The sequence below is a fragment of the Streptomyces sp. NPDC018964 genome (assembly GCF_044390325.1).
In the GTDB taxonomy this organism is placed as follows: Bacteria; Actinomycetota; Actinomycetes; order Streptomycetales; family Streptomycetaceae; genus Streptomyces.
The window spans coordinates 310,046-336,095 of record NZ_JBIRYZ010000010.1 but is presented as its reverse complement, the minus strand read 5'-3'; the positions used below and the strand labels follow the sequence as shown (position 1 = coordinate 336,095).

19 protein-coding genes and 1 tRNA gene are annotated in these 26,050 nt (G+C 71.8%); 4 read left to right on the top strand and 16 right to left on the bottom strand.

Annotated elements, in window-relative coordinates:
• The first annotated feature begins 212 nt into the window (after positions 1-212).
• Positions 213-755 carry a DUF4232 domain-containing protein gene (locus tag ACH5AO_RS19890; RefSeq protein WP_398926315.1) on the top strand — a complete coding sequence of 181 codons (543 nt, stop codon included), beginning with the start codon at positions 213-215 and terminating at the stop codon, positions 753-755.
• Here ACH5AO_RS19890 and ACH5AO_RS19885 read toward each other — a convergent pair.
• The gene (locus ACH5AO_RS19885; RefSeq protein WP_398926313.1) at positions 752-1,885 is read right to left on the bottom strand and encodes a DUF2786 domain-containing protein; all 1,134 of its coding nucleotides are present in this window, start codon (positions 1,883-1,885) and stop codon (positions 752-754) included. The genes ACH5AO_RS19890 and ACH5AO_RS19885 overlap by 4 nt on opposite strands.
• 86 nt (positions 1,886-1,971) lie before the next feature.
• On the opposite strand from ACH5AO_RS19885, the gene ACH5AO_RS19880 reads away from it, so the two are divergent.
• Positions 1,972-2,721 carry a Clp protease N-terminal domain-containing protein gene (locus tag ACH5AO_RS19880; RefSeq protein WP_398926310.1) on the top strand — a complete coding sequence of 250 codons (750 nt, stop codon included), beginning with the start codon at positions 1,972-1,974 and terminating at the stop codon, positions 2,719-2,721.
• Between the two features lie 38 nt (positions 2,722-2,759).
• On the top strand, positions 2,760-4,451 hold the full coding sequence (locus tag ACH5AO_RS19875; RefSeq protein ID WP_398926309.1) for a bifunctional 3'-5' exonuclease/DNA polymerase: 1,692 nt from the start codon (positions 2,760-2,762) through the stop codon (positions 4,449-4,451).
• Positions 4,452-4,732: 281 nt separating this feature from the next.
• Here the strand turns inward: ACH5AO_RS19875 and ACH5AO_RS19870 are convergent, their stop codons facing one another.
• The 7 genes from ACH5AO_RS19870 to ACH5AO_RS19840 all read right to left on the bottom strand — a co-directional run bounded on the left by ACH5AO_RS19870 (position 4,733) and on the right by ACH5AO_RS19840 (position 11,635).
• Complete coding sequence (locus ACH5AO_RS19870; RefSeq protein ID WP_398926307.1) at positions 4,733-5,626, bottom strand: glycosyltransferase family 2 protein; 894 nt, start codon at positions 5,624-5,626, stop codon at positions 4,733-4,735.
• 194 nt (positions 5,627-5,820) lie between these two features.
• The gene (locus ACH5AO_RS19865) at positions 5,821-7,188 is read right to left on the bottom strand and encodes an RICIN domain-containing protein (protein WP_398926305.1); all 1,368 of its coding nucleotides are present in this window, start codon (positions 7,186-7,188) and stop codon (positions 5,821-5,823) included.
• 389 nt (positions 7,189-7,577) lie between these two features.
• Complete coding sequence (locus tag ACH5AO_RS19860; protein ID WP_398926303.1) at positions 7,578-8,516, bottom strand: ABC transporter permease; 939 nt, start codon at positions 8,514-8,516, stop codon at positions 7,578-7,580.
• The gene (locus ACH5AO_RS19855) at positions 8,513-9,358 is read right to left on the bottom strand and encodes an ABC transporter ATP-binding protein (RefSeq protein ID WP_398926351.1); all 846 of its coding nucleotides are present in this window, start codon (positions 9,356-9,358) and stop codon (positions 8,513-8,515) included. Before ACH5AO_RS19855 ends, ACH5AO_RS19860 begins: the two co-directional genes overlap by 4 nt.
• A gap of 50 nt (positions 9,359-9,408) precedes the next feature.
• Positions 9,409-9,765 (bottom strand): transcriptional regulator, encoded by a 357-nt coding sequence (locus ACH5AO_RS19850; RefSeq protein ID WP_398926301.1) that lies wholly within the window; start codon positions 9,763-9,765, stop codon positions 9,409-9,411.
• Positions 9,762-10,280 carry a hypothetical protein gene (locus ACH5AO_RS19845; protein WP_398926299.1) on the bottom strand — a complete coding sequence of 173 codons (519 nt, stop codon included), beginning with the start codon at positions 10,278-10,280 and terminating at the stop codon, positions 9,762-9,764. Before ACH5AO_RS19845 ends, ACH5AO_RS19850 begins: the two co-directional genes overlap by 4 nt.
• Positions 10,281-10,429: 149 nt before the next feature.
• Entirely contained in the window at positions 10,430-11,635 is a 1,206-nt protein-coding gene (locus ACH5AO_RS19840; RefSeq protein WP_398926297.1) for a pentapeptide repeat-containing protein, read from the bottom strand.
• A 512-nt stretch (positions 11,636-12,147) separates the two neighbouring features.
• Between ACH5AO_RS19840 and ACH5AO_RS19835 the strand changes: the two genes are divergently transcribed.
• On the top strand, positions 12,148-13,119 hold the full coding sequence (locus tag ACH5AO_RS19835; protein WP_398926295.1) for a hypothetical protein: 972 nt from the start codon (positions 12,148-12,150) through the stop codon (positions 13,117-13,119).
• Between the two features lie 629 nt (positions 13,120-13,748).
• Here the strand turns inward: ACH5AO_RS19835 and ACH5AO_RS19830 are convergent.
• The 8 genes from ACH5AO_RS19830 to ACH5AO_RS19795 all read right to left on the bottom strand — a co-directional run bounded on the left by ACH5AO_RS19830 (position 13,749) and on the right by ACH5AO_RS19795 (position 26,004).
• A tRNA-Thr gene (locus ACH5AO_RS19830) sits at positions 13,749-13,822 on the bottom strand.
• 119 nt (positions 13,823-13,941) lie between these two features.
• Positions 13,942-15,534, bottom strand: a complete 1,593-nt coding sequence (locus tag ACH5AO_RS19825) for an alpha/beta hydrolase (protein ID WP_398926293.1) — start codon at positions 15,532-15,534, stop codon at positions 13,942-13,944.
• Positions 15,535-15,631: 97 nt separating this feature from the next.
• Positions 15,632-16,837: a DNA polymerase III subunit delta' gene (locus tag ACH5AO_RS19820; RefSeq protein WP_398926291.1), complete on the bottom strand. Its 1,206-nt coding sequence runs from the start codon at positions 16,835-16,837 to the stop codon at positions 15,632-15,634.
• A gap of 88 nt (positions 16,838-16,925) precedes the next feature.
• A complete protein-coding gene (tmk, locus tag ACH5AO_RS19815; RefSeq protein ID WP_398926288.1) occupies positions 16,926-20,096 on the bottom strand; it encodes a dTMP kinase in 3,171 nt (1,056 codons plus the stop codon).
• Positions 20,097-20,252: 156 nt separating this feature from the next.
• On the bottom strand, positions 20,253-23,093 hold the full coding sequence (gene topA, locus ACH5AO_RS19810; protein WP_398926286.1) for a type I DNA topoisomerase: 2,841 nt from the start codon (positions 23,091-23,093) through the stop codon (positions 20,253-20,255).
• A gap of 245 nt (positions 23,094-23,338) precedes the next feature.
• Positions 23,339-23,536 carry a hypothetical protein gene (locus ACH5AO_RS19805; protein WP_398926284.1) on the bottom strand — a complete coding sequence of 66 codons (198 nt, stop codon included), beginning with the start codon at positions 23,534-23,536 and terminating at the stop codon, positions 23,339-23,341.
• Between the two features lie 298 nt (positions 23,537-23,834).
• On the bottom strand, positions 23,835-25,364 hold the full coding sequence (locus ACH5AO_RS19800; RefSeq protein ID WP_398926283.1) for a methyltransferase: 1,530 nt from the start codon (positions 25,362-25,364) through the stop codon (positions 23,835-23,837).
• A gap of 49 nt (positions 25,365-25,413) precedes the next feature.
• Positions 25,414-26,004 (bottom strand): small secreted protein, encoded by a 591-nt coding sequence (locus tag ACH5AO_RS19795; RefSeq protein ID WP_398926281.1) that lies wholly within the window; start codon positions 26,002-26,004, stop codon positions 25,414-25,416.
• Between the last annotated feature and the right edge of the window lie 46 nt (positions 26,005-26,050).

The following is a 26,050-nucleotide window of genomic DNA, read 5'->3' as shown; positions in this document are numbered from 1 at the left end:
TGCTCAGCATCCGCCGATTCTGGCAGACACCGAGGGACCCACGGCGTGAACCACGTCCCTAACTACGAGGCGAATGTTGCCTGATGCGGCACTAGAAGGCTCCCCTGGAAGGCCGATGAAGACCTTGGCGAGGGGCCGTCCGCGGGGCGGTTCGGCGGCGGGTACGTGATGATGACCGGTGGGCACCTCCACGAACTCCCAGAGGATCACTCATGCGCATCACGCCGGTCGCCGTCCCCGCCGCCCTTGCCGCACTCCTCCTGCTGACCGCCTGCGACAGCGCGGGCGGCGACGGCGACCAGGACGGCGACGGGAAGCGGCGGAGCACCGCCTGCTCGGTCGACACGGTGAGCGTGGAGGTCGGGCCCGCGAGCGTCGCGCCGGCCGCCGGGGACACCGGCGAGGTCACCGTCGGCCTCACCAACCGGGGCGCCGCCTGCACGCTCGACGGCTTCCCCGAGGCGACCCTGGTGGGAGCCGGCGATTCCGCCACCCTCGACGTGCCGCCGGCCGAGGGCGCCAAGGCGCAGGAACTGACCCTGGCCAAGGGCGCGTCCGCCTCCTTCACCCTCACCTACGAACGCGGCGAGCCCCGCGACGGCGCCTTCGACGCCGAGAAACTGCGGGTCGAACTGCCCGGTGACACGAGCGGCTCCGCCGTCCGCACCTCCCCCTGGACGTACGGCCCGGTCGCGTCCACCGGCCAGGGCAGCCCCAAGATCTCCGTCAGCGCCTACCAGCAGGTGGGCGACTAGGACTTGCCGGGAAGGCGCGGGCGCGCCCCGACCTGTGCGTCGTCCGCCGCGCGGGCACCCTCCTCCCAGCCCGCCGCGTCGCTCACGCCGCGCAGCCGGGTGGTCGTGGTCTCCGGGAACAGCCGGTCCGTCCGCTCGTCGACCGCCACCGCGCGGGAGGCGAGCACCGGCAGCAGATCGTCGCTCACCTGGGTCCCGGCGGTCTCGGCGACGGCCGCGAGACGCGTGCCCACGCGGTGCGCGTAGGAGGCGAGGAAGGACTGCCGGAAGGTTTTGGTGCGCTTGCGTCCGCCCGCCCGCTGTGCGGCCTCCGCCCTGGTCATCGCCGTGGTGGCCTGCACCAGCAGTGAGGTGTAGAGGAGCTCCACCGCCTCCAGGTCGGGGGCGAAGCCGACCACGGTGGAGAAGCCGAGGGGTTCGTTCCACACGGCCCGGCAGTGGTTCGCGCCGGCGACCGCGTCCAGCAGCACCGCCTTGGCCTGCTCGTACGGCGGCTCCACCCCGATCCGGCAGGCGCCCGGCGCCCGGTCCGAGGGCTCCCGCGCGGCGAGCAGCGCCTCGTCGACGCTGTGCCGCGCCATCAGCTCCTGCGCCTTGGCGCTGAGCGCCTCCGCCTCGTCCGGGAACCCGGTCGCCTCCGCCTTGGCCAGCAGCGCGCGGATGCGGCCGAGCACGCGGGACTCCGGCCGCCGGTCCCGCGGGTCCGGGGCGGCCGTCTCGTCGAGGGACTCGAGGGCGGGCAGGCGCAGCAGCAGGCGGTACAGCTCCAGGACGGCGGTGGCGTACGGGAAACGGTCGCCGCGCGGGGCGTCGTCCGCCCCGAGCTCGTCCAGCTGGGCCTTCCACCGGGGTCCGCGCGGCCGGTCGTCGCGCGGTGCCTGCGCGCGGATCAGCGCGGAGACGAGCCGTACGTGGACGTCGTCCAGCTCGCGCCGGACGATCCGTACGACATCGGCGGGCTGCCAGCCGCGCCGCCAGGCGGTCGCCACGAACTCCTCTCCCCGACGGGCGAGTTCGGCGTCGGCCGCCGGGTCGGCGGCGAGCAGGGACGCGCCGGTGTCCAGGGCGGTGTCGCCGGTGTCGTAGAGGGCGGCGCGGAAGGCGCGGTCGACGGTGCTGGACGTACTCACGGACCGATCGTGCCACGTCCCGGGAATTCACCCACAAGTGTCAACTTCGGGTTGACACCCTTCGACTGTCAACTTACGGTTGACACATGACGACGAACCCGACCATCAAGTCATCCGTGCGTCTCGACGACCTCATCGCGGCCATCAAGAAGGTCCACGAAGAACCCCTGGAACAGCTCCAGGACGCGGTGCTCGCCGGTGAGCACCTCGGTGACGTGGCCGACCACCTGATCGGCCACTTCGTGGACCAGGCCCGCCGTTCGGGCGCCTCCTGGACGGACATCGGCAGGAGCATGGGCGTCACCCGGCAGGCGGCCCAGAAGCGGTTCGTGCCCAAGGAGGGCACCGACCTCGACCCGAACCAGGGCTTCGACCGCTTCACCCCCCGCGCCCGCAACACGGTCATGGCCGCGCACAACGAGGCTCAGGCCGCGCGGAACGCCGAGGGCCTGCCCGCACACCTGGTCCTGGGTCTGCTGGCCGAGCCCCAGGGGCTCGCCGTGAAGGCGATCACCGAGCAGGGCGTCACGGTGGACGCGGTCCGCGAGGCCGCCCGCGCGGCGCTCCCGCCGGCCGTCGAGGACGCCCCCGAGCTGGTGCCGTACGGCCCGGCGGCCAAGAAGGTCCTGGAACTCACCTTCCGCGAGGCCCTCCGCCTCGGCCACAACTACATCGGCACCGAGCACATCCTGCTCGCCCTGCTGGAGCACGAGAACGGCGAGGGCCTCCTCAGCGGCCTCGGCGTCACCAAGCCCGCCACCGAGCGGTACGTCGCCGACGTGCTGGCGCAGTACGTCGAGACCCGGACGGAGGACGAGGCCGCTCAGGAAGGCTGACCGGAGGCGTTGTCAGACCCCCCTGCCACACTCGTGGCATGGCCGACCGGTGGGCACTCGCTCCGGCCGAGGACGGTGGCGTGGACGTCGCTCCCCTCGGCCCGGACGGGCTGCCCGCCGGCCCGGTGCTGCGGGAGGCGGACCCCGCCGAGGCCGTCCGGAGCCGTCCCGGTGTCACGCGGTGGGTGTGGCGGTCCACCGCCGAGGTCTACCCGCGCCTGCTCGCCACGGGGGTGCGCGTGGAGCGGGCCTACGACATCGAGGCCGCCGAGACGCTCCTGCTCGGCCACGAGGGGCGGTACGGGGAACCCCGTTCGGCCGCGGCGGCACTGGCCCGGCTGCGCGGCGGCCCCGTACCACCCGATCCACCGCAGCGCCAGGCCGAACCGGGCGCCCAGTCCTCCCTCTTCGAACCCCAGGGCGTCCGGCTGCCGCTGCCGGACCTCCTCGCGGTCTACGCCGAGCAGCAGCGGCGGACCGGTGCGACCGCGCACCCGGACCGGATGCGGCTGCTGACGGCCGCCGAGTCGGCGGGGACGCTGGTGGCCGCCGAGATGAACCGCGCGGGACTGCCCTGGCGGGCGGACGTGCACCGCGCGGTGCTGCACGACCTGCTCGGCGAGCGGTACGCGGGCGGCGGCGAGCCACGCCGGCTCGCCGAGCTCGCCGACGAGGTGTCCGCCGCCTTCGGCCACCGGGTCCGGCCGGACCTCCCAGCCGACGTGGTGAAGGCGTTCTCGCGGGCCGGCATCAAGATCAGCTCGACCCGCCGCTGGGAGATCGAGTCCGTCGACCACCCGGCCGTCAAACCCCTGGTCGAGTACAAGAAGCTGTACCGGATCTGGGTCGCCCACGGCTGGTCCTGGCTCCAGGACTGGGTGCGCGACGGCCGCTTCCGGCCCGAGTTCCTCGCGGGCGGGACGGTGACCGGCCGCTGGGTGACCAACGGCGGGGGCGCGCTGCAGATCCCCAAGGTGATCCGCCGCGCGGTCGTCGCCGACCCCGGCTGGCGGCTCGTCGTCGCCGACGCCGACCAGATGGAGCCGCGCGTACTGGCGGCGATCTCCCGCGACCCCGGACTGATGGAGGTGGCCGGCCGGGAGAGCGACCTGTACCAGTCGGTCTCCGACCGCGCCTTCTCCGGCGACCGCGCCCAGGCCAAGCTCGCCGTCCTCGGCGCGGTCTACGGCCAGACCTCCGGCGACGGCCTGAAGAACCTCGCCGCGCTCCGCCGCCGCTTCCCCAGGGCGGTGGCCTACGTCGACGAGGCCGCCCGCGCGGGCGAGGAGGGCCGGCTCGTACGGACCTGGCTGGGCCGCACCTGCCCGCCCGCCGCCCGGACGACGGACGACGCGGTGGAGGAGGCGGGCATCCCGGTCACCGAGGAGGACCGGGAGTCCGCCGCCCGCCCGTGGGTTCCGGGCCACTCCTCGACCGACGCCCGCGCCCGTGGCCGCTTCGCCCGCAACTTCGTCGTCCAGGGCAGCGCCGCCGACTGGGCCCTGCTGCTGCTCGCCGCGCTGCGGCAGACCCTGAGCGACATGGCGGCCGAGCTGGTCTTCTTCCAGCACGACGAGGTGATCGTGCACTGCCCCGAGGAGGAGGCGGAGACCGTGGTGGCGGCGATCCGGCAGGCCGCGGACCTGGCCGGACGGCTGACCTTCGGCGAGACACCGGTGCGGTTCCCGTTCACGACGGCGGTGGTGGAGTGCTACGCCGACGCCAAATGACCAGGCCACCGGCCGACTCCCGCGCCGTTCCGCCCGTCGGGTCGGACGAGCGGTGGCCGGTCGCGGCAGATGGCCGGTGGCCCAGCAGGCCGGACGACCAATGGCCCAGCAGGCCGGACGACCGGTGGCCGGTCGCAGCAGACGACCGGAGGCCCGGCGGGGCAAATGACCGGTGGCCCAGCGGGCCGGACGAGCGGTGGCCCAGCGGGCCGGACGAGCGGTGGCCCAGCGGGCCGGACGAGCGGTGGCCGGTCGCGGCAGACGACCGGTGGCCCGGCGGGTCAGATGACGGGTGGCCGTCCGAGCCGGGTGAGGCGCCACACCGTTCGCCAGCTCATGGCCCGCCGCTCCCCGGCCGGCTCCCGCAGCCCTTCCGTGAATCCGGCGAACCAGGCCCGCAGCCCGCTGACCGACCGGTTCCGCACCACGGTGAGCAGCATCCACACCCCGAGATGGACGGGGACGAGCACGAGCGGCAGCCGCCGCCGGGCCAGCCACACCCGGTTCCGGGCGTTCACCCGGTAGTAGATGGCGTGCCTGGCCGGCGAGGTCTTCGGGTGCTGGAGCAGCAGTTCGGGCGCGTACAGGATCCGCCACCCGGCGTCGACGGCCCGCCAGGCGAGGTCGGTCTCCTCGTGCGCGAAGAAGAACGCGGCGGGCCAGTCGCCGATCTCGTCCAGCATCGCCATCCGCAGCGCGTGTCCGCCCCCGAGGAACCCGGTGACGTACCCGCCGCGCATCGGATCCGACTTCCCGACCCGGGGCACGTGCCGCTGCTGGGTCTCCCCCCGTTCGTCGGCGATCCGGAACCCGACGATCCCGAGCCGCTCGTCGGCGGCGTACAACTCCCCCACGCGGCGCAGCACATCGGCGTCGACGAGCAGCCCGTCGTCGTCCAGCTCGACGACGACGTCCACGTCCCCGAACTCCCGCAGCCGCGCGATCGCCGCGTTCCGCCCGCCGGGGCAGCCGAGGTTCTCCTCCAGCTCCACGGCGGTGACCTCACCGGGGAGCGACAACCGCCGGGCGAACTCGGGCAACGGGCAGCCGTTGCCCACGATCACGATCCGCGCGGGCGGGAGGTCCTGCTTGGCCACGGACTCCAGCAACGCGTCCACCTCGGCCGGCCTGTTCCCCATGGTCACCACGGCGACGGCGATCCTCGGCGTCTCCATGTCCTCACCTCACCATCCCGGCCGACGACTGCGTCCGCGATGCTAGCCGTTCACGCCGTGGCCTCCCGCGGTAAGCCGCACGGACGCCTCCGTGCCGCGTCGCGTCACACACGTTCCCCTACGAAGCGGGGCGGGCCGGTGTTCACCGGACGGGCCGGGGGCGGAGGAAACAGGAGGCGAGCGGAGGTCCCCGTTCAGGAGGGCTTGACGACGGAGACGACGGACCAGCGCAGCGCGCTCGACCCCGAGCCGCAGCGCACCACCTGGAGCCTGGCGTCGTTCCCGGCGGAACCGCCGCCGACCACGCTCATGCACAGGTCACTCGCGGCGTTGCGGATCCGGTAGCCCCCCTGCTGCGGGTCCAGCCACCAGAGCTGGTTGTCCGCCGCCGGCCTGCAGTGGTACTCGGTGACCTTGGTCCCGGGGGCGACACTGCCGTAGTTGGGCAGGTCCATGCACATCCCGTCCTTGCGGTTCCTGATGACGAACAGACTCGCCCCCTGGGGCCCGCCGTCCGCGTCGGCCACCTCCAGGTCCCAGAGCTGGTTGTCCTGGGTGGTGGGCCGGCAGTTGAACTGGCTCACCGGGCCGTCGACCGAACCCTTGTCGAAGTAGGGCAGGTCGGCGCACTTGCCGGTCGCGACGTTCTTCAGCTGCGCGTTGACCCGGGTGGAGAGGGCGTTGGCCAGTTGCCGGGCGGTGATCGCGGGGGGCTTCTCCGCCTTCGGCGTGGCCTTGCCCCCGGCCGTCTCCTTGGTGTCGGGCCGGGGTGCCGCCTTCTCCTCGACGTCCGCGGTGACCGAGACGGAGGGCGGCGGCCCTGACGTGGCCCGGGTGTCGGACTTCGCCTCGGGGCTGCTCGACGACGCCGAGGGGGACGGGGATTCGGCCTGGTAGTCGACGGCCGGGAGGTCGTCGGACGTACCGGGGTCGAGGGTCGTTCCGCCGACGGGTGCCGTCTCGACCGTGCGCTCGTCGTCGTCGCCGCTCAGGGCGAGTACCAGGAGGGGTACGCAGATCAGTACCGCGCCCACGAGGGCGGCCGCGGCGACCATGGGGCCGCGCAGGCGTCCCGGCGCCGGCTCGTCGGCGGCCGTGTCCGCGTTCGCGTTCGTGTCGCCCGCGCCGTCGCCCTTCCCGGCCAGGAGCGCACCGGCCGCCGCTTCGGACTCCGCTCCGTCGGGCTCCGCCGTCTGCCGCCGCCGTCGTTCCTCCTGCTTCCGCCCCTCCCCGGCGGCCTCCGGTTCCGCGGCGGCGGACCGGAAGCGCCGTCCGGTGCGCCGTCCGGGGGCGGACCCGGAGGCGGGGTCGGGAGCCGACTCGGAGGCGGGCTCGGGCGCGGGTTCGGGGGACGACGCCGTCGGTACCGAGGTGTCCGGACCGGCAGCGGAGTCGGGTTCGGGTTCGGGAGCAGCGGCAGGGGCGGGAGCGGGGGCAGGCTCCGGCGTACGCGGTCTCAGGTCCGCGCCGGGGTCCTTGCCCGGCGCGGGCACGGAAACCGCACGGCGGACGGCCACGGAAGGCATCGTCTCTCCGGCCGAGGGTTCGTGCTGACGTGGCATGAACACTGCTCCTTGTCGATGGTGGGGGGCGGACGGCGCGGTGTCGTCAGGGGAGCCGACGCCGCCGATCGGTCCGGCGCGGCGGGGCGGCGAGTCACCGGTGGACGGCACCCGTCCGAACGGCTGCTCCAGAGACTCACAAGTCACTCAACTAACTCTGGATTACACCTGGTTGCGCCAAAACCCCGAGCAGATGAACGTAGGACGACACAGGATCACGTTCGTCCGTCGACCACGCCGGGAACTCACCGCCGAGCCGGCAGACGCACTCCACCCGCGCGCTCCACCCACCCGCTCCACTCACTCACGCACTCGGCTCCCTCCGGCCCCACAGCACGGCCCGCCGCCCCGACCGCGGCGGAAACACACGCGGTTCGACCGGCCGGAGCCTACGCGGGCATCGCCCCGCTCCGTTCCGCCTTGCGGTGGCGGGCGGACAGGCGGGAGCCGGACTCCCGGCGGGCGGTGCGGCGCAGGAGGGGGATCGCGAGGAGGAAGCCGAGGACCGCCCAGGCGGTCAGCACGAGGGCGACCATGGGCAGTTCCCAGGAGCCGGCCGGCTCGGCGGCCCGCGCGGCGTCCGGCAGCAGTGCCGAACGCAGGCCCTGTGCCATCCACTTGAGCGGGAAGACGGAGGCCATCTGCTGGACCGGCACCGGCATCGAGGTGATCGGGAAGACCGTTCCGGAGGTGATCAGCAGCCCCATCACGGGCAGCATGATCAATGCCAGCGCCTCACGCGGATTGGGCAGGACGGCGCCCAGGGCCGCGCCCAGCGGCACGACGGCGAGCAGCCCCAGCGTGGTGACCCACAGCAGCGTCAGCCAGCCGCCCGGACCCTGCGGCAGCGGCCCGTCCGCCAGCAGGGCCGCGGCCGCCAGGAGCAGGGCCAGGGTGCCCGTCGCCGTGACGACCACCAGCAGGCACTTGGCGACGAGGTAGGCCGGTATCCCGCCGGGTGTGGCGCGCAACCGCAGCAGGGCGCCCTCCTCCCGCTCGGTCACGAGCATCTGCGGGAGGTTGAGCAGCCCGATCTGGAACAGCAGATAGGCGGCGAATCCCGCGAGCGCCAGGTGGGCCATCGGGGTCCGGGTGCCGGGGACGTCGTCGTCGACGTAGGCGACGACCAGCAGCGCGACGACCACGTTGACCAGGTGGCCGGACATCTCCTTGGAGTTGCGCAGGAGGTGGCGCAGCTCGATGCCGCCGCGAAGGAATCCGGCACGCCAGTAGGGGCGGGCGGGCCGGCGCGGACTGCGCGTCCCGCCCGGCGCCTCCTGCACGCCCTCCTGTGTGTCCTCCTGCACGCCCTCCTGCGTGTCCTTCATATGGCTGCCGCCTCCCCGTCCGTGGTGTCGTCCTTCTGGTGGACCATGTGCAGATAGGTGTCCTCCAGCGTCGGACGGCGGACCTCCAGGCCGGCGATCGGGCCGTCCGCGTCCTGGTGGAGTTCCCAGACCAGCCGTGAGGGGTCCGCGGTGCGTTCGCTGCGGTACGTCCCGTCGTCGGCCGTCCAGCGGACCTCGGCCTGTGCGGCGGCCCGCCGGGCCAGTTCCGCCGGGGTACCGCAGGCCCGGATCCGGCCGCCGACCAGCATGGCGATCCGGTCGGCGAGCCGCTCGGCCTCCGCCAGGTCGTGGGTGGTGAGCAGGACGGTGACGCCTTCGTCACGGGCCAGCCGTTCGACCAGGACGTGGAACTCGTGCCGCGCCTCCGGGTCGAATCCGGTGGTCGGCTCGTCCAGGAACAGCAGCTCGGGGCGGCCGACGATGCCGAGCGCGACGTCCAGCCGCCGGCGCTGCCCGCCGGACAGCCGGTCCACCTGCCGGCCGGCCTGGTCGGTGAGGCCGACCAGGTCCAGCAGTTGGGCCGGGTCGCGCGGGTGGGGGTAGTACGTCGCGAAGTGCGTCAGCAGCTCGGCGACCCGCCAGCGGCGGTGGTCGCGCCAGGACTGCAGGACCAGTCCGATGCGGCCCCGCCAGGCGTCGTCGCCCCGCTCCGGGTCCGCGCCGAGGACGCTGACCTCCCCGGCGGACCGCCGCCGGAAGCCCTCCAGGATCTCCACGGTAGTGGTCTTCCCGGCCCCGTTGGGCCCGAGCAGCGCGAACACCTCACCGCGGTGGATCTCCAGATCGACGCCGTGGAGGACGGCGACGCCCCCGTACGTCATGGTCAGATCGCGGGCCCGGACGACGGGTCGGGCGGTCGCGGTGGGTACCGTCACCGCGCTGCCCCCGTCCTGGACCGGCCTTGTTCCGCCCCGGCCCCGTCCGGTGCCGTGCGCCCGGCTCCCTCGACGATCGCGCGGAGCGCCGCCACATGGCCGTCGAAGGCGGTGCGGCCACGGTCCGTCAGCCGTACTTTCGTACGCCGCTTGCGGCCGCCGCCCTCCTTCTGGATCTCCAGGTACCCGGCCTCTTCCAGGGTGTGCAGCTGTTTGGAGAGGGCGGAGTCACTGAGCGAGAGGCTGTCGCGGACGAACGCGAAGTCCGCCCACTCGGTGGTGGCGAGCAGCGCGACCACCGACAGCCGGGTGGCCGGATGGATCAGCTCGTCGAAGCCGGCGGGCGTGCTCATCGGCCCTCCCCGGCACGGGTCGCCGCTTCACCGCGACCGCGCAACGCGCCGACCGCCCAGCGGTTGGCCGGCACCGTGAAGAGTACGAACACGGTCGCCGAGACCGTGGCCTGGATCACGCCGGCGACCATCGGCCCCCACGGCAGCGCCTCGGCCAGTCGGCCGGACAGCAGAACCGTCCCGCCGGTCACGACCATCCCCCCGAAGAACACGGCGGACGTCCGCCAGTCGTAGCGGGTGCGGTGCAACCGCACCCGGCTCCTGCGGTTGCGGATCACGCCCACCCCGGCCAGCAGCACGACGTACCCGGCGAGGGTCAGCCAGACGCCCCACCGGGGCAGGTCCAGGCCCAGAGTGGCCAGGAAGACCCACATGATCGCGGCCGTGGCGTAGGTCGCGCCGGGGTCACCGAACGCACTCCGCTCGACCTCGTCGTACACCCGCTCCTGCGGCACCCTGATCCGCTGCAGGTCCCTCCAGGCCCGCTCGGCGTCCACCGGAACGCTCACACCCATCGCCTCCCCACTTCGACTTTCCCACCAGGAAAACTAACTCTCGACTTTCCCGGAAGGCAAGCCAGAAGACCGGCACCGATCCCGACAGAGGGCGCACCGAACAGCCCCGGAACACAGAAAACCCAGGTCACACGGGGCATGACCTGGGTTCACGAGGACTGCGACAGCCCGCGAGCCCTCTTCGATTCACCTCCCTCGAACCCCGCTCCGTCGACCTTGACCCCGGTGAGGTCCGCGTTCGTGAAGTCCGCGCCGGTCCGGTCGGTTTCCCTGAGGTCCGCATCCTCGAGGTCTGCTCCTGACAGGTCCGCGTCAGTCAGGTCGGCTCCCCTGAGGTTCGCGCCAGTCAGGTCGGCCCCCCTGAGGTCCGCACCCCTGAGGTCCGCACCCCTGAGGCTTACCCTTGACAGGTACGCTTCTTTCAAGTTGGCGCTGTTGAGAACTACGCCAACCAAATTCGTGCATTTATTTTTCTTTCCGGAAGGAATCAAGGACGAGTCGGGGTCAGGACAGAAGTACGTTCTGGCGAGGTTCGCACCGGCCAGATCCGCCTCGGCCAGATTCACGCCAGTCATGATCATGTGAGACATTTCTGCACAGAAGCGCTCATGGGACCCGGTCCCACTGTCTGCTGGTGGCTCCTCCGAGCAGAAGACGGTGCCGGTGAGGTCCGCGCCGGACAAGTGCGCTCCGTCGAGTTCCGCGCCCACCAGGTCTGCTTGCGTGAGGTCCGCGTCCTCCAGATCCGCTTCATCGAGCCGTGATCCCAGCAGTGACGCCCCCGAGAGATCCACCCCGATCAGCGCTGCATTCCTGAGGTCCACATAGCGGAAGTCGGCGCTACTGAGATCTGCTTCGCGCAGGTCCACCCCGCGGAGGGGGAACAGGCCCGGATAGCCGGAGAGCTCCAGCCCGGGCAGAGCGGTGCGGCTGAGGTCGATCTGCACCCCTCTGTCGCGGTCGGGGCGGCGGTTTCCCAGCACGGTCATCACTGCCTGGAGGTCGGCAGACAGAGGACGTGGCTCGTCACCCGGAAGCACAGGTGCCTTCCTGGCGTCCTCGACTCGAACAGGAGCATTGTGGCGTGCATACGCAGACAGAACCGACACCACAGCAGGTTGGTCGGGGGCGGAATCACGCATGATCTGTTCAAGTGCGTAAATTCCCCCGAGTCGGACGTCCGCAGACGCCGCTCCTAAATTGCTGACTGCCGCGTTGAACCGGCTGGTGATCTGCCCCCGCTCGCTGATCGCGAGTTCCTTGCCGGCCTGCGTGACCTGTATCCAGGTGAAAAGAAGCGCGAGCAGTGCGGCCAGCCCTGGGAGGCTGGCCGCCAGTAGCTCGGCCCAACGCACTCGCCCGGTGTCCGTCGGACCGGCCGCCGACAGTCGGTTATCACGGCGCCGACGACGAATCCGCTCGGCGCGCTGACGCGCTATCCGCCGACGCCGTCCCAGGCGCGGGTTCCATGTCACCTTTTCATGGCAACCCACGTGCGCGTGGATCGCCACTCAGTCCCTCGCGGGTTCTACATGAATAGAGGGCCTGTCACTGTGTCGGGGTCATCTCCGGGCACGGCATGAGGTGTGGATCACCACCGTGCGGTTGCGCGGCGGCGAAGCGACCGATTCCCGCAGCACCGTGAAGTTCATCGGCAAGGCACCGGTGTGATCGCCGCACGCCGTCGGGCCGGAGCTCGATTCAGGCCTGGTGCCCGAGTTGCGAGACGTGACGCATGGGAGAAAAGTGGTTCATGTATCGCCTGCGCCGTCGAGTTATGGATCTCCGGTGACTGTGGCTGTCGAGATCCTCGAGACCCAAGTACGCAGGAAGAATCAGCACATCGCATAGCGCACCTGGAAGCAGCATGAGCAAAATCGCCCATCGGCAATTTTTCTGTCGCGTGTGCATGACCTGCTTGGCTCCAGCGCTCACCTTGCCAGTGGGCGTGGCCGGCGCTGTGGCAGCGCCCCAGCCCCTCACCCAGATGACGACCACAGCACCGACACAAACTCCCACTCCCTCGGACCCGAACACCGAGCCGCCTCCGACCACCACTCCACCCCCGACCACCACCCCACCCCCGACCACCACCCCACCCCCGACCACCACCCCACCCCCGGAACCCGACACGCTCGAAGCGGCACAAGATGAGCTGGAAAAGCTCACAACGGAGAATGCAAACGCACCCGAAGACTTGAAGCCTATACTTAAGGAAATGTTTGAAAGCCTGGAAAAGGCACAGCACCAGAAGTCAGCCATTCAAAAAGCGGCCAAAGATATGGCCATATCCGCGCTCATAGGGGTGCAGATACTTAATGCGCCGACAACACCGGAGCAAAGGGAGGCTGTCACAAATTCCATCGAGGAGCTGAATGTTTCGATGAAGACACTCGTCAACCTGGATGCGCTGGCGGCACAGAAAGCAGCGATCGCAAAGATGTCGATCGGGATAAAAACCACACTTCAGGCGATGCAAGACTCCACAATCAAGCCACATACAGAGAGCGAACTTACGGACACCCTGAAGGAACAGACCGCCACATTGAAGGAAGTAAGAAACCCGAAAATCTCACTGAGCAAGATGACAGAATTCGTGAACATCGCAGTGCCGCTGGAAGTTACCGTGAAGGTAATTTCAAACAAAAATACGCCGGTGGACGTTCGAGGCAAAGCCGAGAAGGCCCTGGCCGAGCTGAGGGTGGTACTGGCGATGTACCGGGAGGAAGCCGTACAACCGTCGGCACGCTGGGATTCGTGCAACGAGGCGCTCAACGAACTCAATTCTGGACCTTATACAACGCTTCCTGAACAGTGTGAGGGTTCCATGAGAAGCTGAACGACAGCCGATGAGCGAGTTCGCCCTGCCCATGAAGCTTTCCCATAAGCTCGGACACTCGATGCTTGCGCCAGGAGGGCGTGTTCCCGTTCGAGGCGCAGCCGGGTTCCCAGCGAGGTGAGGCGGGCCCAGCGCGAAGGGCGCCTGCATCACTTCGCTCCGTGCCCGCAGGACCGCACCACGCACAGGACCGCAAGCGCGGCTACCCACAGCCGAGCACGCGAGCACGTGCCCGGAGTGCAAAGAGGGCGGGTTCGCCTTCACCCGGCCCAAGACCAGGAAGAGCCGGAACGTCGCGCCAAGCCCGCCTTCGTTCCCTTCCCACACGACCACAAGGCCCGGCAGGAGACGGCCCGGGCATCGACATGCCCATGATCACGGAGCCCCCTCGGCGCGCACAGACCAGCCATACCCGGTGATACGTCAGGGGCCCACCTCGCCTGTCCCAGGACGCCATCCGCCGGACGGGCAGGTTCTTCCCGCCGCCGCGGTTGGTCCCGAATCCGGGCCCCACTGGGGCCAGAAGCAAGACCGCCGACGCCCGTGCGACCCGGGCGCGGCACCATCGGCGCATCCACTGAACGAAAGAAGGCCCAGCTCAAGGGTAAGGAGCTGGGCCTTCTTCGAAGAGCCGCCTTCGGGATTCGAACCCGAGACCTACGCATTACGAGTGCGTTGCTCTGGCCATCTGAGCTAAGGCGGCGCGCTGCCTGCACCAGGGTGCGATCAGCGACGTCGGTAAGTCTACACAGTTTCCGAGGGTGCTTCGTACCGGCCCCGGAGGCGGGCCGGAGCGGATGCCTCCGGGGGCGGTCGTACCGGCTATGAGCAGCGCTTTCCGTCCTTCGGTGGGGTGCCGGTGAGCAGGTAGGTGTTGATCGCGGAGTCGATGCAGGTGCTGCCCCGGCCGTATGCGGTGTGGCCGTCGCCCTCGTAGGTGAGGAGGCGGGCCGAGGAGAGCTGGCCGGCCAGGGCCTCGGCCCAGCGGTACGGGGTGGCCGGGTCCCGGGTGGTGCCGACGACGACGATCGGGGCCGCGCCCTTCGCCTCGATGCGCCGGGCCTCGCCCGTGGCCCGCACCGGCCAGTACGCGCAGTTCAGCGAGGCCCAGGCGAGGCCCTCGCCGAACACCGGGGACGCCTTCTCGAAGGCGGGGAGCGCCCGCCGCACCTCGTCCGGGGAGTCGAAGGCGGGCGGCAGGTCGAGGCAGTTCACGGCCGCGTTGGCGAACATCAGGTTGCTGTAGTCACCGTTCGCGTCGCGTTCGTAGTAGCTGTCGGAGAGGAGGAGGAGCCCGGCGCCGTCGTTCTCCTTCATCGCGGCCGTCAGCGCCTCGCGCAGCCGCTGCCAGGCGCCCTCGTCGTACATCGCGGTGATCACGCCGATCGTCGCGAGCGACTCGGTGAGCCTGCGGCCGTCGGCGTCGCCGGTGGGGACCGGGCGGGCGTCGAGCTTCTCGAAGAACGCCTTGAGGTTCTCGCCGACCCGCCCGGGAGCGGTGCCCCGGGCGCCGAGCGGGCAGTCGCTCCGTCGCGCGCAGTCCTCGGCGAAGGCGGTGAACGCCGTGTCGAAGCCCTCCGTCTGTTCCAGGTTGAGCCGGCGCGCGGGCAGCGAGGGGTCCATCGCGCCGTCCAGGACGAGACGGCCCACCCGGTCCGGGAACAGGCCGGCGTAGGTCGCGCCGAGGAAGGTGCCGTACGAGGCGCCGACGTAGTTCAGCTTCTCGTCGCCCAGCGCGGCCCGGACGATGTCCATGTCCCGGGCCGCTTCGACGGTGGACACGTGGCGCAGCAGCTTCGGCGCGTCCGCCCCGCAGCCCTCGGCGAACTTCTTGTACGACGCGACCAGCGCGCCGGTCTCCTTCGTGTCGTCCGGTGTGATGTCCGTCCGCGTGTACGCGTCCATCCCGGGCCCGTCCAGGCACTCGACGGGTTCGCTGCGGGCGACGCCCCGCGGGTCGACGGCCACCATGTCGTAGCGGGCGCGCACATCGGACGGGTAGCCGATCCCGGCGTACGCCTGGACGTAGCCGACCGCCGAGCCGCCCGGGCCGCCGGGGTTCACCAGCAGTGATCCCAGCCGCTTTCCCGGTCCCGTGGCCTTCTTGCGGGTGAGGGCGAGGCGCACGTCACCGGCCGTCGGCTCGGCGTAGTCGAGCGGGACCTTCAGCGTGGCGCACTGGAAGCCGGGGACTTCGCAGTCGCGCCAGGCCGGTTTCTGCTCGTAGTACGACGTGAGGGCCGCGGGTGTGGAGCGGGGCAGGGGGGCGAGGGCCGCCGCCTCCTCCCCCGCCGCCGCGCTGGCCATGCTCGGGCTGTTCCCCGGGGAGCAGCCCGAGATCAGCAGCGCGGCGGCGGCGAGCAGAGCGACTCCGGTTCCGGTGCGGGTCCTGCGGTGGGTGCGCCTTGTGTGCATACCGCGAGCGTAACCGTGTGCGACGGGACAGGTGCTCTGCGCGCACGTCGTGCCTCGTACGAGTTACCGTGTCGAGCCGCTGGGCGGACGCCCTCGGTCAGCCCGCTCTGAGGGCCATCGTCATCGCCTCCACCGCGAGCAGCGGGGACACATTGCGGTCCAGGGCCTTGCCGCACGCCGCGATCGCCTCGATGCGGCGGAGCGTGGACTCCGGGGAACTGCCGCGGGCCATGCGCTCCAACGCGTCCTCGACGTCGCCGTTGGCGATGGCGACGCGGGAGCCGAGCTGGAGGGCGAGGACGTCGCGGTAGAAGCTGGTCAGGTCGCCCAGCGCGATGTCGAGGGTGTTGCGTTGGGTGCGCGCCTTACGGCGCTTCTGATCGGTCTCCAGCTCCTTGAAGACGCCTGCCGTGCCACGTGGCAACCGGCCTCCCTGGGCCGCGCCCAGGGCCTCCCTCAGCTCCTCGGTCTCCTTGGCGTCCATCTCCTCGGCGAGCTGCTTGGCGTCCTCGGCCGCCACGTCGACCAGCTCCTGGGCCGCCTTGAGCGCACCACCGATGTCCTCGACCCGCAGCGGCAGCCTGAGCACGGCGGCCCGGCGTGCGCGGGCGGCCGGGTCGGTGGCCAGGCGACGGGCACGGTCGACGTCGCCCTGGGTGGAGCGGGCGACGGCGGCGGCGACGTCCGGCTCGACGCCCTCGCGCCGGACGAGCATGTCGGCGACGGCGGCCACCGACGGCGTGCTCAGGTTGAGGTGGCGGCAGCGGGAGCGGATCGTCGGCAGGACGTCCTCGACCGAGGGGGCGCACAGCAGCCAGACAGTGCGGGGGGCGGGCTCCTCGACGGCCTTGAGGACGGCGTTGCCGGACTTCTCGTTCAGCCGCTCGGCCTCCTCGACGAGGATGATCTGCCAGCGGCCGTTCGCGGGTGAGGTGAACGACTTGCGGACGGTCTCCTTCATGTGCTTGTAGAGGATCTCCGCGCCCATGGCGACCACCGTGCTGACGTCCGCGTGGGTGCCGATCAACGCCGTGTGGCATCCGTCGCAGAAGCCGCAGCCGGGGGCTCCGCCCAGGGCACGGTCGGGGCTCACGCACTGCAGCGCCGCGGCGAAGGCCCGCGCCGTCCGCGTCACTCCCGCGCCGGGCGGGCCGGTGAACAGCCAGGCGTGCGTCATGCTCGACGTCTCGGGGAGCGGGCCGTCGGCCGCGGCGGCGGTGACGAAGGCGTCGGCGTCCCGGGCGGCTCCGGCGAGCCGCCCGCTCACCCGCTCCTGTCCGACGAGGTCGTCCCACACGGTCATGGGTCAGCCGGTCCTTCCCTCGTGTCTGCCTTACCGGATCCATTGTGCGGGTGGGCACCGACAACGCCCGCCCCCGCGGACCGGACGGTCAGCGCCGGCGCCCCCGGCGGCCTCGGCCCTCGTCCTCGCCGTCCCGCTCGTCGTCTCCGTCGTGCGGGCCCAGCAGCTCGTCGGCCAGCGTCGGCAGGTCGTCCAGCGGAGTCTCCTCGGCCCAGTCCGAACGCTGCCGGCGGTGGGGCGCGTCCTCAGCGTCGATCCGGGGCAGTTCGCGCGTGCGGTCAGAGCCGTCGGCGGCCTCGGAGCCGCTCGCCGGACGCTCGTCCCGGAAGTAGCCCGGCGGCAGCCGGTCCGCGGATCCCCTCCCGTCCTCCCGCACCGGAGGCAGTACCGCCGTCTCGTCCGCCGCGCCCGGCAAAACCGGCGGCTTCGGCAGTTCGGTCGTCACCTCGGCGTCGGACACCCCGGACCGGCCGTCGGACCGCCGCCCGGCGTCCTCGTCCGGCACCCGGGGCAGCACGGCGGTCTCGTCGACCGGCCCGCCCGACGCGTTCGTCGGCGTCACCACCGGCGTCGGCACGGTCGCCGCTTCGTCGGCCGCTCGCCCACGCGCGGCGGCATCGGGGGCGGTCGTCGTCTTCGGTCCCGTCTCCGCCGCGGCCACCGCCTGTTCGGCCAGCCGCCGGGCCTGCTCCGCGCGCAGCAGCGCCTCCTCGGCCTTGCGCTGCTTCTCCAGGCGCAGCGCCTCGGCCTCGGCGCGCAGCCGCGCCTCCTCCTCGGCCTGCTTGCGGCGGCGCTCCTCCTCGGCCTTGCGGCGGGCCTCCTCCTCGGCGCGCGCCTTCTCCTCGGCGAGCAGCCGCTGCCGCTCCTCCTCCGCGCGCCGGCGTGCTTCCTCGGCCCGCTGCCGGGCCTCCTCCGCCTGGCGTTCCGCCTCGCGCTGCTGGGCCTCCTCCAGCTCGCGCCGCTTGCGCTCCTCCTCCTCGGCGCGCAGCCGGGCGAGCTGCTCCTGGCGCTCGCGCTCCAGGCGCTCCTCCTCGGCCTTGCGGGCCGCCTCCTCCTCCGCCTTGCGGCGGGCCTCCTCCTCGGCCTTGCGGCGCGCTTCCTCGCGGGCCCGGATCTCGGCCTCGGACAGCGGCAGCACCCGGTCGAGCCGGTGCCGGATCACCGTGGTGACCGCCTCCGGTTCCTGGCCGGCATCGACCACCAGGTAGCGGCCGGGGTCGGCCGCGGCCAGCGTGAGGAAACCGGCCCGCACGCGTGCGTGGAACTCGGCGGGCTCCGACTCCAGCCGGTCCGGCGCCTCGGTGAAGCGTTCCCGCGCGGTCTCCGGGGACACGTCCAGCAGCACCGTCAGGTTCGGGACCAGCCCGCCGGTGGCCCAGCGGTTGATGCGGGCGATCTCGGTCGGCGACAGATCGCGTCCGGCGCCCTGGTAGGCGACGGAGGAGTCGATGTACCGGTCGGTGATGACGACGGCGCCGCGCTCCAGGGCGGGCCGTACGACGGTGTCGATGTGCTCCGCGCGGTCGGCGGCGTACAGCAGTGCCTCCGCGCGGTGCGAGAGGCCGGCACTGGAGACGTCCAGCAGGATGGACCGCAGCCGCTTGCCGACCGGGGTCGCCCCGGGCTCGCGGGTGAGCACGACCTCGTGGCCCTTGGCCCTGATCCAGTCGGCGAGGGCCTCGGCCTGGGTGGACTTCCCTGCGCCGTCGCCGCCCTCCAGGGCGATGAAGAAGCCGGAGGCGGCGGGCGTCTGGTCCGGGTCGTCGCCGCCGAGCAGCGCGTCGCGCAGGTCCTGCCGCAGCGGTACGCCGGAGCGGTCGTCGACCTTGGCCAGCACCAGCGCGGCCACCGGCAGCAGCAGCGCGCCGACCAGCATCAGCGTGAAGGCGGCGCCGCCGTGCGCGAAGACGAACCGGCCGTTCTCCAGCCGGTGCGGTCCGATGGCCGCGGCGACCGTCGGGGCGATCACCGCGGCGAGCGCCACGAAGACCCGCACCACGGCGTGCAGGTGCCCGGTCGTACGGGCCCGGCGCTGGTCCTCGGTCTCCTGGTCGAGCAGTGTGTGCCCGGTGTTGGCCGCGAGCCCCGCGCCGACACCGGCCAGCGCCATGATCAACAGCACGCTGGTGACGTCCGGCACGAGTCCCGCCGCCAGCAGCGCGACGCCCGTGAAGGCGAGGGCGAGCGCGAGCAGCCGGCGCCGGGACAGGGCCGGCAGCAGGGCGGGCGCCGTACGGATGCCGACGACGACACCGCCGGTCAGCGCGGCCACCAGCAGGCCGTACAGCACGGGGCCGCCGCCCAGGTCCTTGGCGTGCAGCACCGACACGGCGACGGCGGCCGCCACCGCGGCGGCGACGGACGCGGACGCGAACACCAGGAGCGGCATCGCGCCGGTGCGGCCCTTGTCGGAGCCCGCGGCGCTCTTCGGGCGGCGCAGTCCCTCCAGCGGCGAGCGGGCACGCGGGGTGCGCGTGCCGGGCAGTTCCAGGAGGGCCAGGACGGACAGCGACGCGGCGAACAGCCCGGCCGCGACGTACGAGGCGAGGGCCGCCCGGTGTTCGCCGAACCAGTCGATCCCGGTGCCGAGCAGGTTGTTGACGAGGGCCGCGACGACGAGCGTGACGGCCGCGAGCGGTATCGCCACGAAGCCCGTGCGCAGCGACAGCCGGCGCAGCGCGTCCATGTGGTCGGGCAGCGGGCGCACGGTCGCCCCCTCCGGGGGCGGGGCGGGCAGCAGGGCGGGCGCCGCGCTCTCCCGGCAGACCGTCCAGAACCGCTCGGCGACACCGGTCACGAAGGCCGTGACGAGGAGGACGGCCGACGCGTCCTCGGGCGTCCAGTCGATCCACAGCGGCGCCACGATGAGCAGCGCGGCCCGCAGGCCGTCCGCGCCGACCATGGTCCAGCGGCGGTCCAGCGGTCCGCCCTGCGAGGTGAGCGAGGCGAGCGGGCCGAGGAGTACGGCGCCGAACAGCAGCGTCGCCAGGATGCGTACCCCGAAGACGGTCGCCACTGCGAACGCCGCGCCCCGGTAGCCCCCGCCGAAGGCGCCCTCGGCGACCGCCGCCTGCAGGGTCAGGAGGACCAGCACCAGGAGGGCGAGGACGTCACCGACCCCGCCCACGAGCTGCGCACTCCACAGTCTTCTCAGCTGCGGTCGGCGCAGCAGGGCGCGGACGGCACGCTCGCGGGAGTCCGCGACAAGGGCGTCGTCGGGGGCCGTTCGGGGGGCCCTTGGCTGCTCGGCTCGCGTCATGCGTTCAGACTATCGGCCCGAACCGACAGTCCGACGCGACGCGCCTGACATGCTCACGCCCCGACAGTGAAGTGCTGTCGGGGCGTTCGCATTCCGAACCCCGGGCGAAGACCGAACGGAAGGACCGGCGGGCGGGTCCGGGCGTGTCCGGAGGGCTCAGTCCTCCGCCGCGTTCGAGGCGGTCGCCTTCTTGGCCACGGTCTTCTTCGCCGTCGTGGTCTTCTTCGCCGTGGTCTTCTTCGCCGTGGTCTTCTTGGCCGCGGTCTTCTTGGCGGCCGTGGCCTTCGCCGGTGCCTTCTTCGCCGGCGCCTTCTTGGCGGCCTTCTTCGCCGTCTTCTTGGCGGGGCCCTTCGCCCGCTTCTCGGCGAGCAGCTCGAACCCGCGCTCCGGGGTGATCTCCTCGACGCTGTCGCCGGAGCGCAGCGTCGCGTTGGTCTCCCCGTCGGTGACGTACGGCCCGAAGCGGCCGTCCTTCACCACGACCGGCTTCTCGCTGACCGGGTCGGTGCCCAGCTCCTTCAGCGGCGGCTTGGCCGCGGCCCGACCGCGCTGCTTGGGCTGGGCGTAGATCGCCAGCGCCTCCTCCAGCGTGATCGTGAAGAGCTGCTCCTCGGACTGCAGCGACCGCGAGTCGGTGCCCTTCTTCAGGTACGGCCCGTAGCGGCCGTTCTGCGCGGTGATCTCCTGGCCCTCGGCGTCGGCGCCGACCACGCGCGGCAGCGACATCAGCTTCAGCGCGTCGTCGAGCGTGACCGTGTCCAGGGACATCGACTTGAAGAGGGAGGCCGTACGCGGCTTGACCGCGTTCTTGCCGGTCTTCGGGGTGCCCTCGGGGAGGATCTCCGTGACGTACGGGCCGTAGCGGCCGGCCTTGGCGACGATCGCGTGACCGGTCACCGGGTCGGTGCCCAGCTCGAAGTCGCCGCTCGGCTTGGCGAGCAGTTCCTCGGCGAGCTCGACGGTCAGCTCGTCCGGCGCCAGGTCGTCCGGAATGTCGGCGCGCTGGTGCTGCTCGGTGTCCTTCTCGCCCCGCTCGATGTACGGGCCGTAGCGCCCGACCCGCAGCACGATGCCGTTGCCCACCGGGAACGACGACACCTCGCGCGCGTCGATCGCGCCCAGGTCGGTCACCAGTTCCTTGAGACCGCCGAGGTGGTCCCCGTCGCCGTTGCCGGCGTCGGCCGCGTCGCCGTTGCTCGCGCCCTCGCCGAAGTAGAACCGCTTCAGCCACGGCACCGCCCGTGCCTCGCCCCGCGCGATGCGGTCGAGGTCGTCCTCCATCCGGGCGGTGAAGTCGTAGTCGACGAGCCGCCCGAAGTGCTTCTCCAGCAGGTTGACCACGGCGAAGGAGAGGAAGGACGGCACCAGGGCCGTGCCCTTCTTGAACACGTAGCCGCGGTCGAGGATCGTGCCGATGATCGACGCGTACGTCGACGGGCGGCCGATCTCGCGCTCCTCCAGCTCCTTGACCAGCGATGCCTCGGTGTAGCGGGCCGGGGGCTTGGTGGCGTGCCCGTCGACCGTGATCTCCTCGGCGGTGAGGGCGTCGCCCTCGGAGACCTGCGGCAGCCGGCGCTCGCGGTCGTCGAGCTCGGCGTTCGGGTCGTCGGCGCCTTCCACGTACGCCTTCAGGAAGCCGTGGAAGGTGATCGTCTTGCCGGACGCGCTGAACTCGGCGTCCCGGCCGTCGGCCGCCGTGCCGCCGATCCGCACGGTGACGGAGTTGCCGGTGGCGTCCTTCATCTGCGAGGCGACGGTCCGCTTCCAGATCAGCTCGTAGAGCTTGAACTGGTCGCCGGTCAGCCCGGTCTCGGCGGGCGTGCGGAAGCGGTCGCCCGAGGGGCGGATCGCCTCGTGCGCCTCCTGCGCGTTCTTGACCTTGCCCGCGTAGGTGCGCGGCTGCGGGGGCAGGTAGTCGGCGCCGTATAGCTGCGTCACCTGGGCGCGGGCGGCGGCGACCGCCGTCTCGCTCAGGGTCGTCGAGTCCGTACGCATGTAGGTGATGTAGCCGTTCTCGTACAGCTTCTGCGCGACCTGCATGGTGGCCTTCGCGCCGAAGCCGAGCTTGCGGCTCGCCTCCTGCTGCAGCGTCGTCGTGCGGAACGGCGCGTACGGCGAGCGGCGGTACGGCTTGGACTCGACGGAACGCACGGCGAACCGCGTGTTCTCCAGGGCGGCGGCGAGCGCGCGGGCGTTCGCCTCGTCGAGGTGGAGGGTGTTGGCGCTCTTCAGCTGTCCCAGGGAGTCGAAGTCGCGGCCCTGCGCGACCCGCCTGCCGTCGACGGTCTGCAGACGGGCGACAAGGGACGACGGGTCGCTCGCGTCCCCGGCGCGGCCGGTCGCGAAGGTGCCCGTCAGGTCCCAGTACTCGGCGGAACGGAACGCCATGCGCTCGCGTTCCCGCTCCACCACGAGCCTGGTGGCGACGGACTGCACGCGGCCTGCGGACAGCCGGGGCATGACCTTCTTCCACAGGACCGGCGAGACCTCGTAGCCGTAGAGGCGGTCGAGGATGCGGCGGGTCTCCTGGGCGTCGACCAGCTTCTGGTTGAGCTGGCGCGGGTTGGCCACGGCGGCGCGGATCGCGTCCTTGGTGATCTCGTGGAAGACCATCCGCTTGACCGGGATCTTCGGCTTGAGCACTTCCTGCAGGTGCCAGGCGATGGCCTCGCCCTCGCGGTCCTCATCGGTGGCGAGGAAGAGTTCGTCGGACTCCCTCAGCAGGTCCTTGAGCTTCTTGACCTGGGCCCGCTTGTCCGCGTTGACCACATAGATCGGCTGGAAGTCGTGGTCGACGTCCACACCGAGGCGGCGGACCTCGCCGGTGTACTTCTCCGGCACCTCGGCGGCGCCGTTGGGAAGATCGCGAATGTGCCCGACGCTCGCCTCGACGATGTAGCCGGGGCCGAGGTAGCCCTTGATCGTCTTCGCCTTGGCAGGCGACTCGACGATGACGAGTCGGCGGCCGCCCTTCGCGGTCTCGCTGGTCGGGGACAACTTCGCTCTTCTCTCCGGTCGGCGCTTGGGGCTCCCCAGGCGGTCTCCCCGGGGTCGGGTCATGGTGACGCTGCGGAGTGTGACGGTACATCCCGCCCTCGTGTCAAACGGGAAAAGCCCGCAACGGCCACTCGAACGGTAACCCGACTACCACCGTTCCTGCCGCCCGGAGTGTCCAGACTCCGCCCGCACTTATGCGGAGCGTGCCCTACCGGTTACCGCGAGCTGCTAGGGTTTCGCACCCCTCACAAGCGGGTCAGGCACCATGCGCCGAGGACCAGGGAGATCATCGCGACCAGTCCCGCGACGGTGGCCGATGCGACGGGACTCACACCCTGGGCGACGGGGCGGTGCTGCCGCGCCCGGGTCACGGTCCAGGCCAGCAGTCCGCCTCCGAACAGGCAGAACACCATTCCCGCGAAGATCGCCGGTCCGCTCTCCATGGTCGCCCGATGCCCTCTTTCCCGTCCGCCGCCACCGGCCTCGGCAGGACGCTGCCACGCCCGGGCGGCGGGCAGGCGAATCGGAGGTGAACGCGAGGGCCACGGGTCTGGTCAACTGTCCCGAAACCGACCCGGGAGCCCTTTCACGGAAATTCCGGATCGGCGGGAAAGGGCCGGGGCGGCGGCTGTGGCCGGCGTGAAGGACGTGGCACGAGGAAGTGACGTGACTCATGACGCGATCCATGGCGTGACTCATGAGGGCCGGCCTGCCGAGGTGCCCGTGGGACCGCCGCCCGTGTCAGCCGACGGGCTCCAGGAACCCCTGCTCCACGAGCAGCCGGATCTGGGCCGGCGTGCGGTCGCGCAGCAGCACGGGGTCCTCGCCGAGGAGCTGGGCGATGGCGTCCAGGATCCGGCCCGCGCTCATGGTGCCGTCGCACACGCCCGCGAAGCCCGCGCCGATCGTGTCCACCTTGGTGGCCCGGCGCATCCCGCGGTTCTGCCGCAGCACGACGTGCTCCGGGTCCTCGGCGCCGGGCAGCCCGACCTGCTCCTGCACCACCTCGGCGGCCAGCGCGAAGCGCGCTTCGAGGAGCGCCGCGTCGTCGTGCGTCCGCAGGTAGTCGATCCGGTCGAAGTGCGCCCGGACCGTCTCGCCGAGCGGCTGCTCGACCGGGTGCGGCCACTCCTCCACCGTGATCGACTCCGCGGCGGAGCCCGACTTGCGCAGGGTGATCCAGCCGAAGCCGACCGCCTTCACCTTGCGCGCCTCGAACTCGTCCAGCCACGCGTCGTACCGCGCCCGGTACTCGGCCCGGTCGCCGCGGTGGTCGCCCGCGTCCCGCAGCCACAGCTCGGCGTACTGGGTGACGTCCTGCACCTCGCGCTGCACGATCCAGGCGTCGCACCCGCGGGGCACCCATGACCTGAGTCTGTCCTGCCAGTCCTCCCCCTCGACGTGCTGCCAGTTGGCGAGGAACTGCGCGAACCCGCCCTCGTTCAGCCGTTCCCCCGCCTCCTGAACGATCGTGCGGCACAGATCGTCCCCGCCCATCCCGCCGTCGCGGTAGGTGAGCCGGGCGCCCGGCGAGATCACGAACGGCGGGTTGGACACGATCAGGTCGTACGTCTCGCCGTCGTGGACCGGCGCGAACAGCGAACCCTCGCGCAGGTCGGCGGCCGGAACCCCGGAGAGGGCCAGGGTGAGCGCGGTGATGTGCAGGGCGCGCGGGTTGACGTCGGTGGCCGTCACGCGCGTGGCGTGCCGGGCGGCGTGCAGCGCCTGGATGCCGGAGCCGGTGCCGAGGTCGAGCGCGGAGGCCACGGGAGAGCGGACGGTGATGCCGGCCAGGGTCGTGGACGCCCCGCCGACGCCGAGCACGACGCCCTCGTCGCGGCTGCCGACGCCCCCGGCTCCGCCGACCGCGCATCCGAGGTCGGACACGATGAACCAGTCCTCGCCGCCCGGCCCGCCGTACGGCCGCACGTCCACGGTCGCGGCGAGATCGTCCGCGCCGGCGCGCGTGAGCCATCCGCTCTCCAGGCAGGCGTCCACGGGCAGGACGTCCGCCACGCGCGCGTGCGGCACGGGCTGCTGCAGCAGGAACAGCCGCACGAGCACCTCCAGCGGCGTGTCCCCGCGGGTGACCCTCAGGGCGGGCACGGTCTCGCTGCGAGCCAGCGCCGCGTACGCGGGGGCGCCGAGCAGTTCGAGCAGTCCGTCGGCGGTGAAGGAGGCTCCGAGCAGCGCGTCCCGCAGCCGGGCGGCGGCTTCGGGACGGTCGGACGAGGGCAGGGGCGGCAGGCTGGCGTCACTCACGCCCTCCATTGTGGCCGCCGCCCTCACCCGGCGCGTCCCCGCGGCCGCTGCCGCGGCGTCAGCTCTTGGTGGCCCCCGCCGTCGCGGTGGCCGTCCGGCAGCTCGCCTGCCGGGACATGGCCGCGCCGACCTCGCCCTCCTCCAGCGTGCTGAGGGCGTCGCTGCCGCTCTTGCCGAGCTTGTCCAGCTCGGCGGCGATGTCCTTCAGGCCGTCGGCGAACTCCGCCTGGTCGTCCGTGTCGAGACCGTCGACCTGCTTCTTCAGCGAGGCGTACGACGCGGAGATCCCGTTGAGCTCCTTGACCGCGTCCGTCTGCTTCTTCTCCCCGTCCTCGACCTCCGGTGCCCCGGCCTTGCTCACGGCGGCGCCGATCGCCTTGTAGGCGTCGGACATGTCCTGGAAGGCCTTGGAGTCGGCCTTCTGGACCTCTTCCGGCGTGCTGTTGTCCGAGGTCTCCTTCTGGATCGCGGCGTTGGCCGATCTGATCTTCGCGGCCTGCGGCTTCACCGCGTCGCAGACCTGCTTCGCCCAGGCGTCCAGCTTCTCGTTGTTGTCGTCGCCGCCGCATCCCGTCAGCGCCAGTACCAGTACCGCACCGCCGGACAGTGCGGCCGCGAGCTTCTTGTTCACCGGATTGGTCCCTTCCATGGCCTTCGGCCCCGGAACATACACGCCAGATGGCCTACACCCACCC

Bases quoted from the DNA above. Each gene is read 5' to 3' on its own strand.
- ACH5AO_RS19800 (WP_398926283.1), bottom strand. From the start codon at position 25,364: ATGGAGGGCGTGAGTGACGCCAGCCTGCCGCCCCTGCCCTCGTCCGAC.
- ACH5AO_RS19850 (WP_398926301.1), bottom strand. From the start codon at position 9,765: ATGAGCACGCCCGCCGGCTTCGACGAGCTGATCCATCCGGCCACCCGG.
- ACH5AO_RS19860 (WP_398926303.1), bottom strand. From the start codon at position 8,516: ATGAAGGACACGCAGGAGGGCGTGCAGGAGGACACACAGGAGGGCGTG.
- tmk (WP_398926288.1), bottom strand. From the start codon at position 20,096: ATGACGCGAGCCGAGCAGCCAAGGGCCCCCCGAACGGCCCCCGACGAC.
- ACH5AO_RS19855 (WP_398926351.1), bottom strand. From the start codon at position 9,358: ATGACGTACGGGGGCGTCGCCGTCCTCCACGGCGTCGATCTGGAGATC.
- ACH5AO_RS19845 (WP_398926299.1), bottom strand. From the start codon at position 10,280: ATGGGTGTGAGCGTTCCGGTGGACGCCGAGCGGGCCTGGAGGGACCTG.
- ACH5AO_RS19805 (WP_398926284.1), bottom strand. From the start codon at position 23,536: ATGGAGAGCGGACCGGCGATCTTCGCGGGAATGGTGTTCTGCCTGTTC.
- ACH5AO_RS19820 (WP_398926291.1), bottom strand. From the start codon at position 16,837: ATGACCGTGTGGGACGACCTCGTCGGACAGGAGCGGGTGAGCGGGCGG.
- ACH5AO_RS19880 (WP_398926310.1), top strand. From the start codon at position 1,972: ATGACGACGAACCCGACCATCAAGTCATCCGTGCGTCTCGACGACCTC.
- ACH5AO_RS19825 (WP_398926293.1), bottom strand. From the start codon at position 15,534: ATGCACACAAGGCGCACCCACCGCAGGACCCGCACCGGAACCGGAGTC.
- ACH5AO_RS19875 (WP_398926309.1), top strand. From the start codon at position 2,760: ATGGCCGACCGGTGGGCACTCGCTCCGGCCGAGGACGGTGGCGTGGAC.
- ACH5AO_RS19890 (WP_398926315.1), top strand. From the start codon at position 213: ATGCGCATCACGCCGGTCGCCGTCCCCGCCGCCCTTGCCGCACTCCTC.
- ACH5AO_RS19835 (WP_398926295.1), top strand. From the start codon at position 12,148: ATGAGCAAAATCGCCCATCGGCAATTTTTCTGTCGCGTGTGCATGACC.
- ACH5AO_RS19870 (WP_398926307.1), bottom strand. From the start codon at position 5,626: ATGGAGACGCCGAGGATCGCCGTCGCCGTGGTGACCATGGGGAACAGG.
- ACH5AO_RS19865 (WP_398926305.1), bottom strand. From the start codon at position 7,188: ATGCCACGTCAGCACGAACCCTCGGCCGGAGAGACGATGCCTTCCGTG.
- ACH5AO_RS19795 (WP_398926281.1), bottom strand. From the start codon at position 26,004: ATGGAAGGGACCAATCCGGTGAACAAGAAGCTCGCGGCCGCACTGTCC.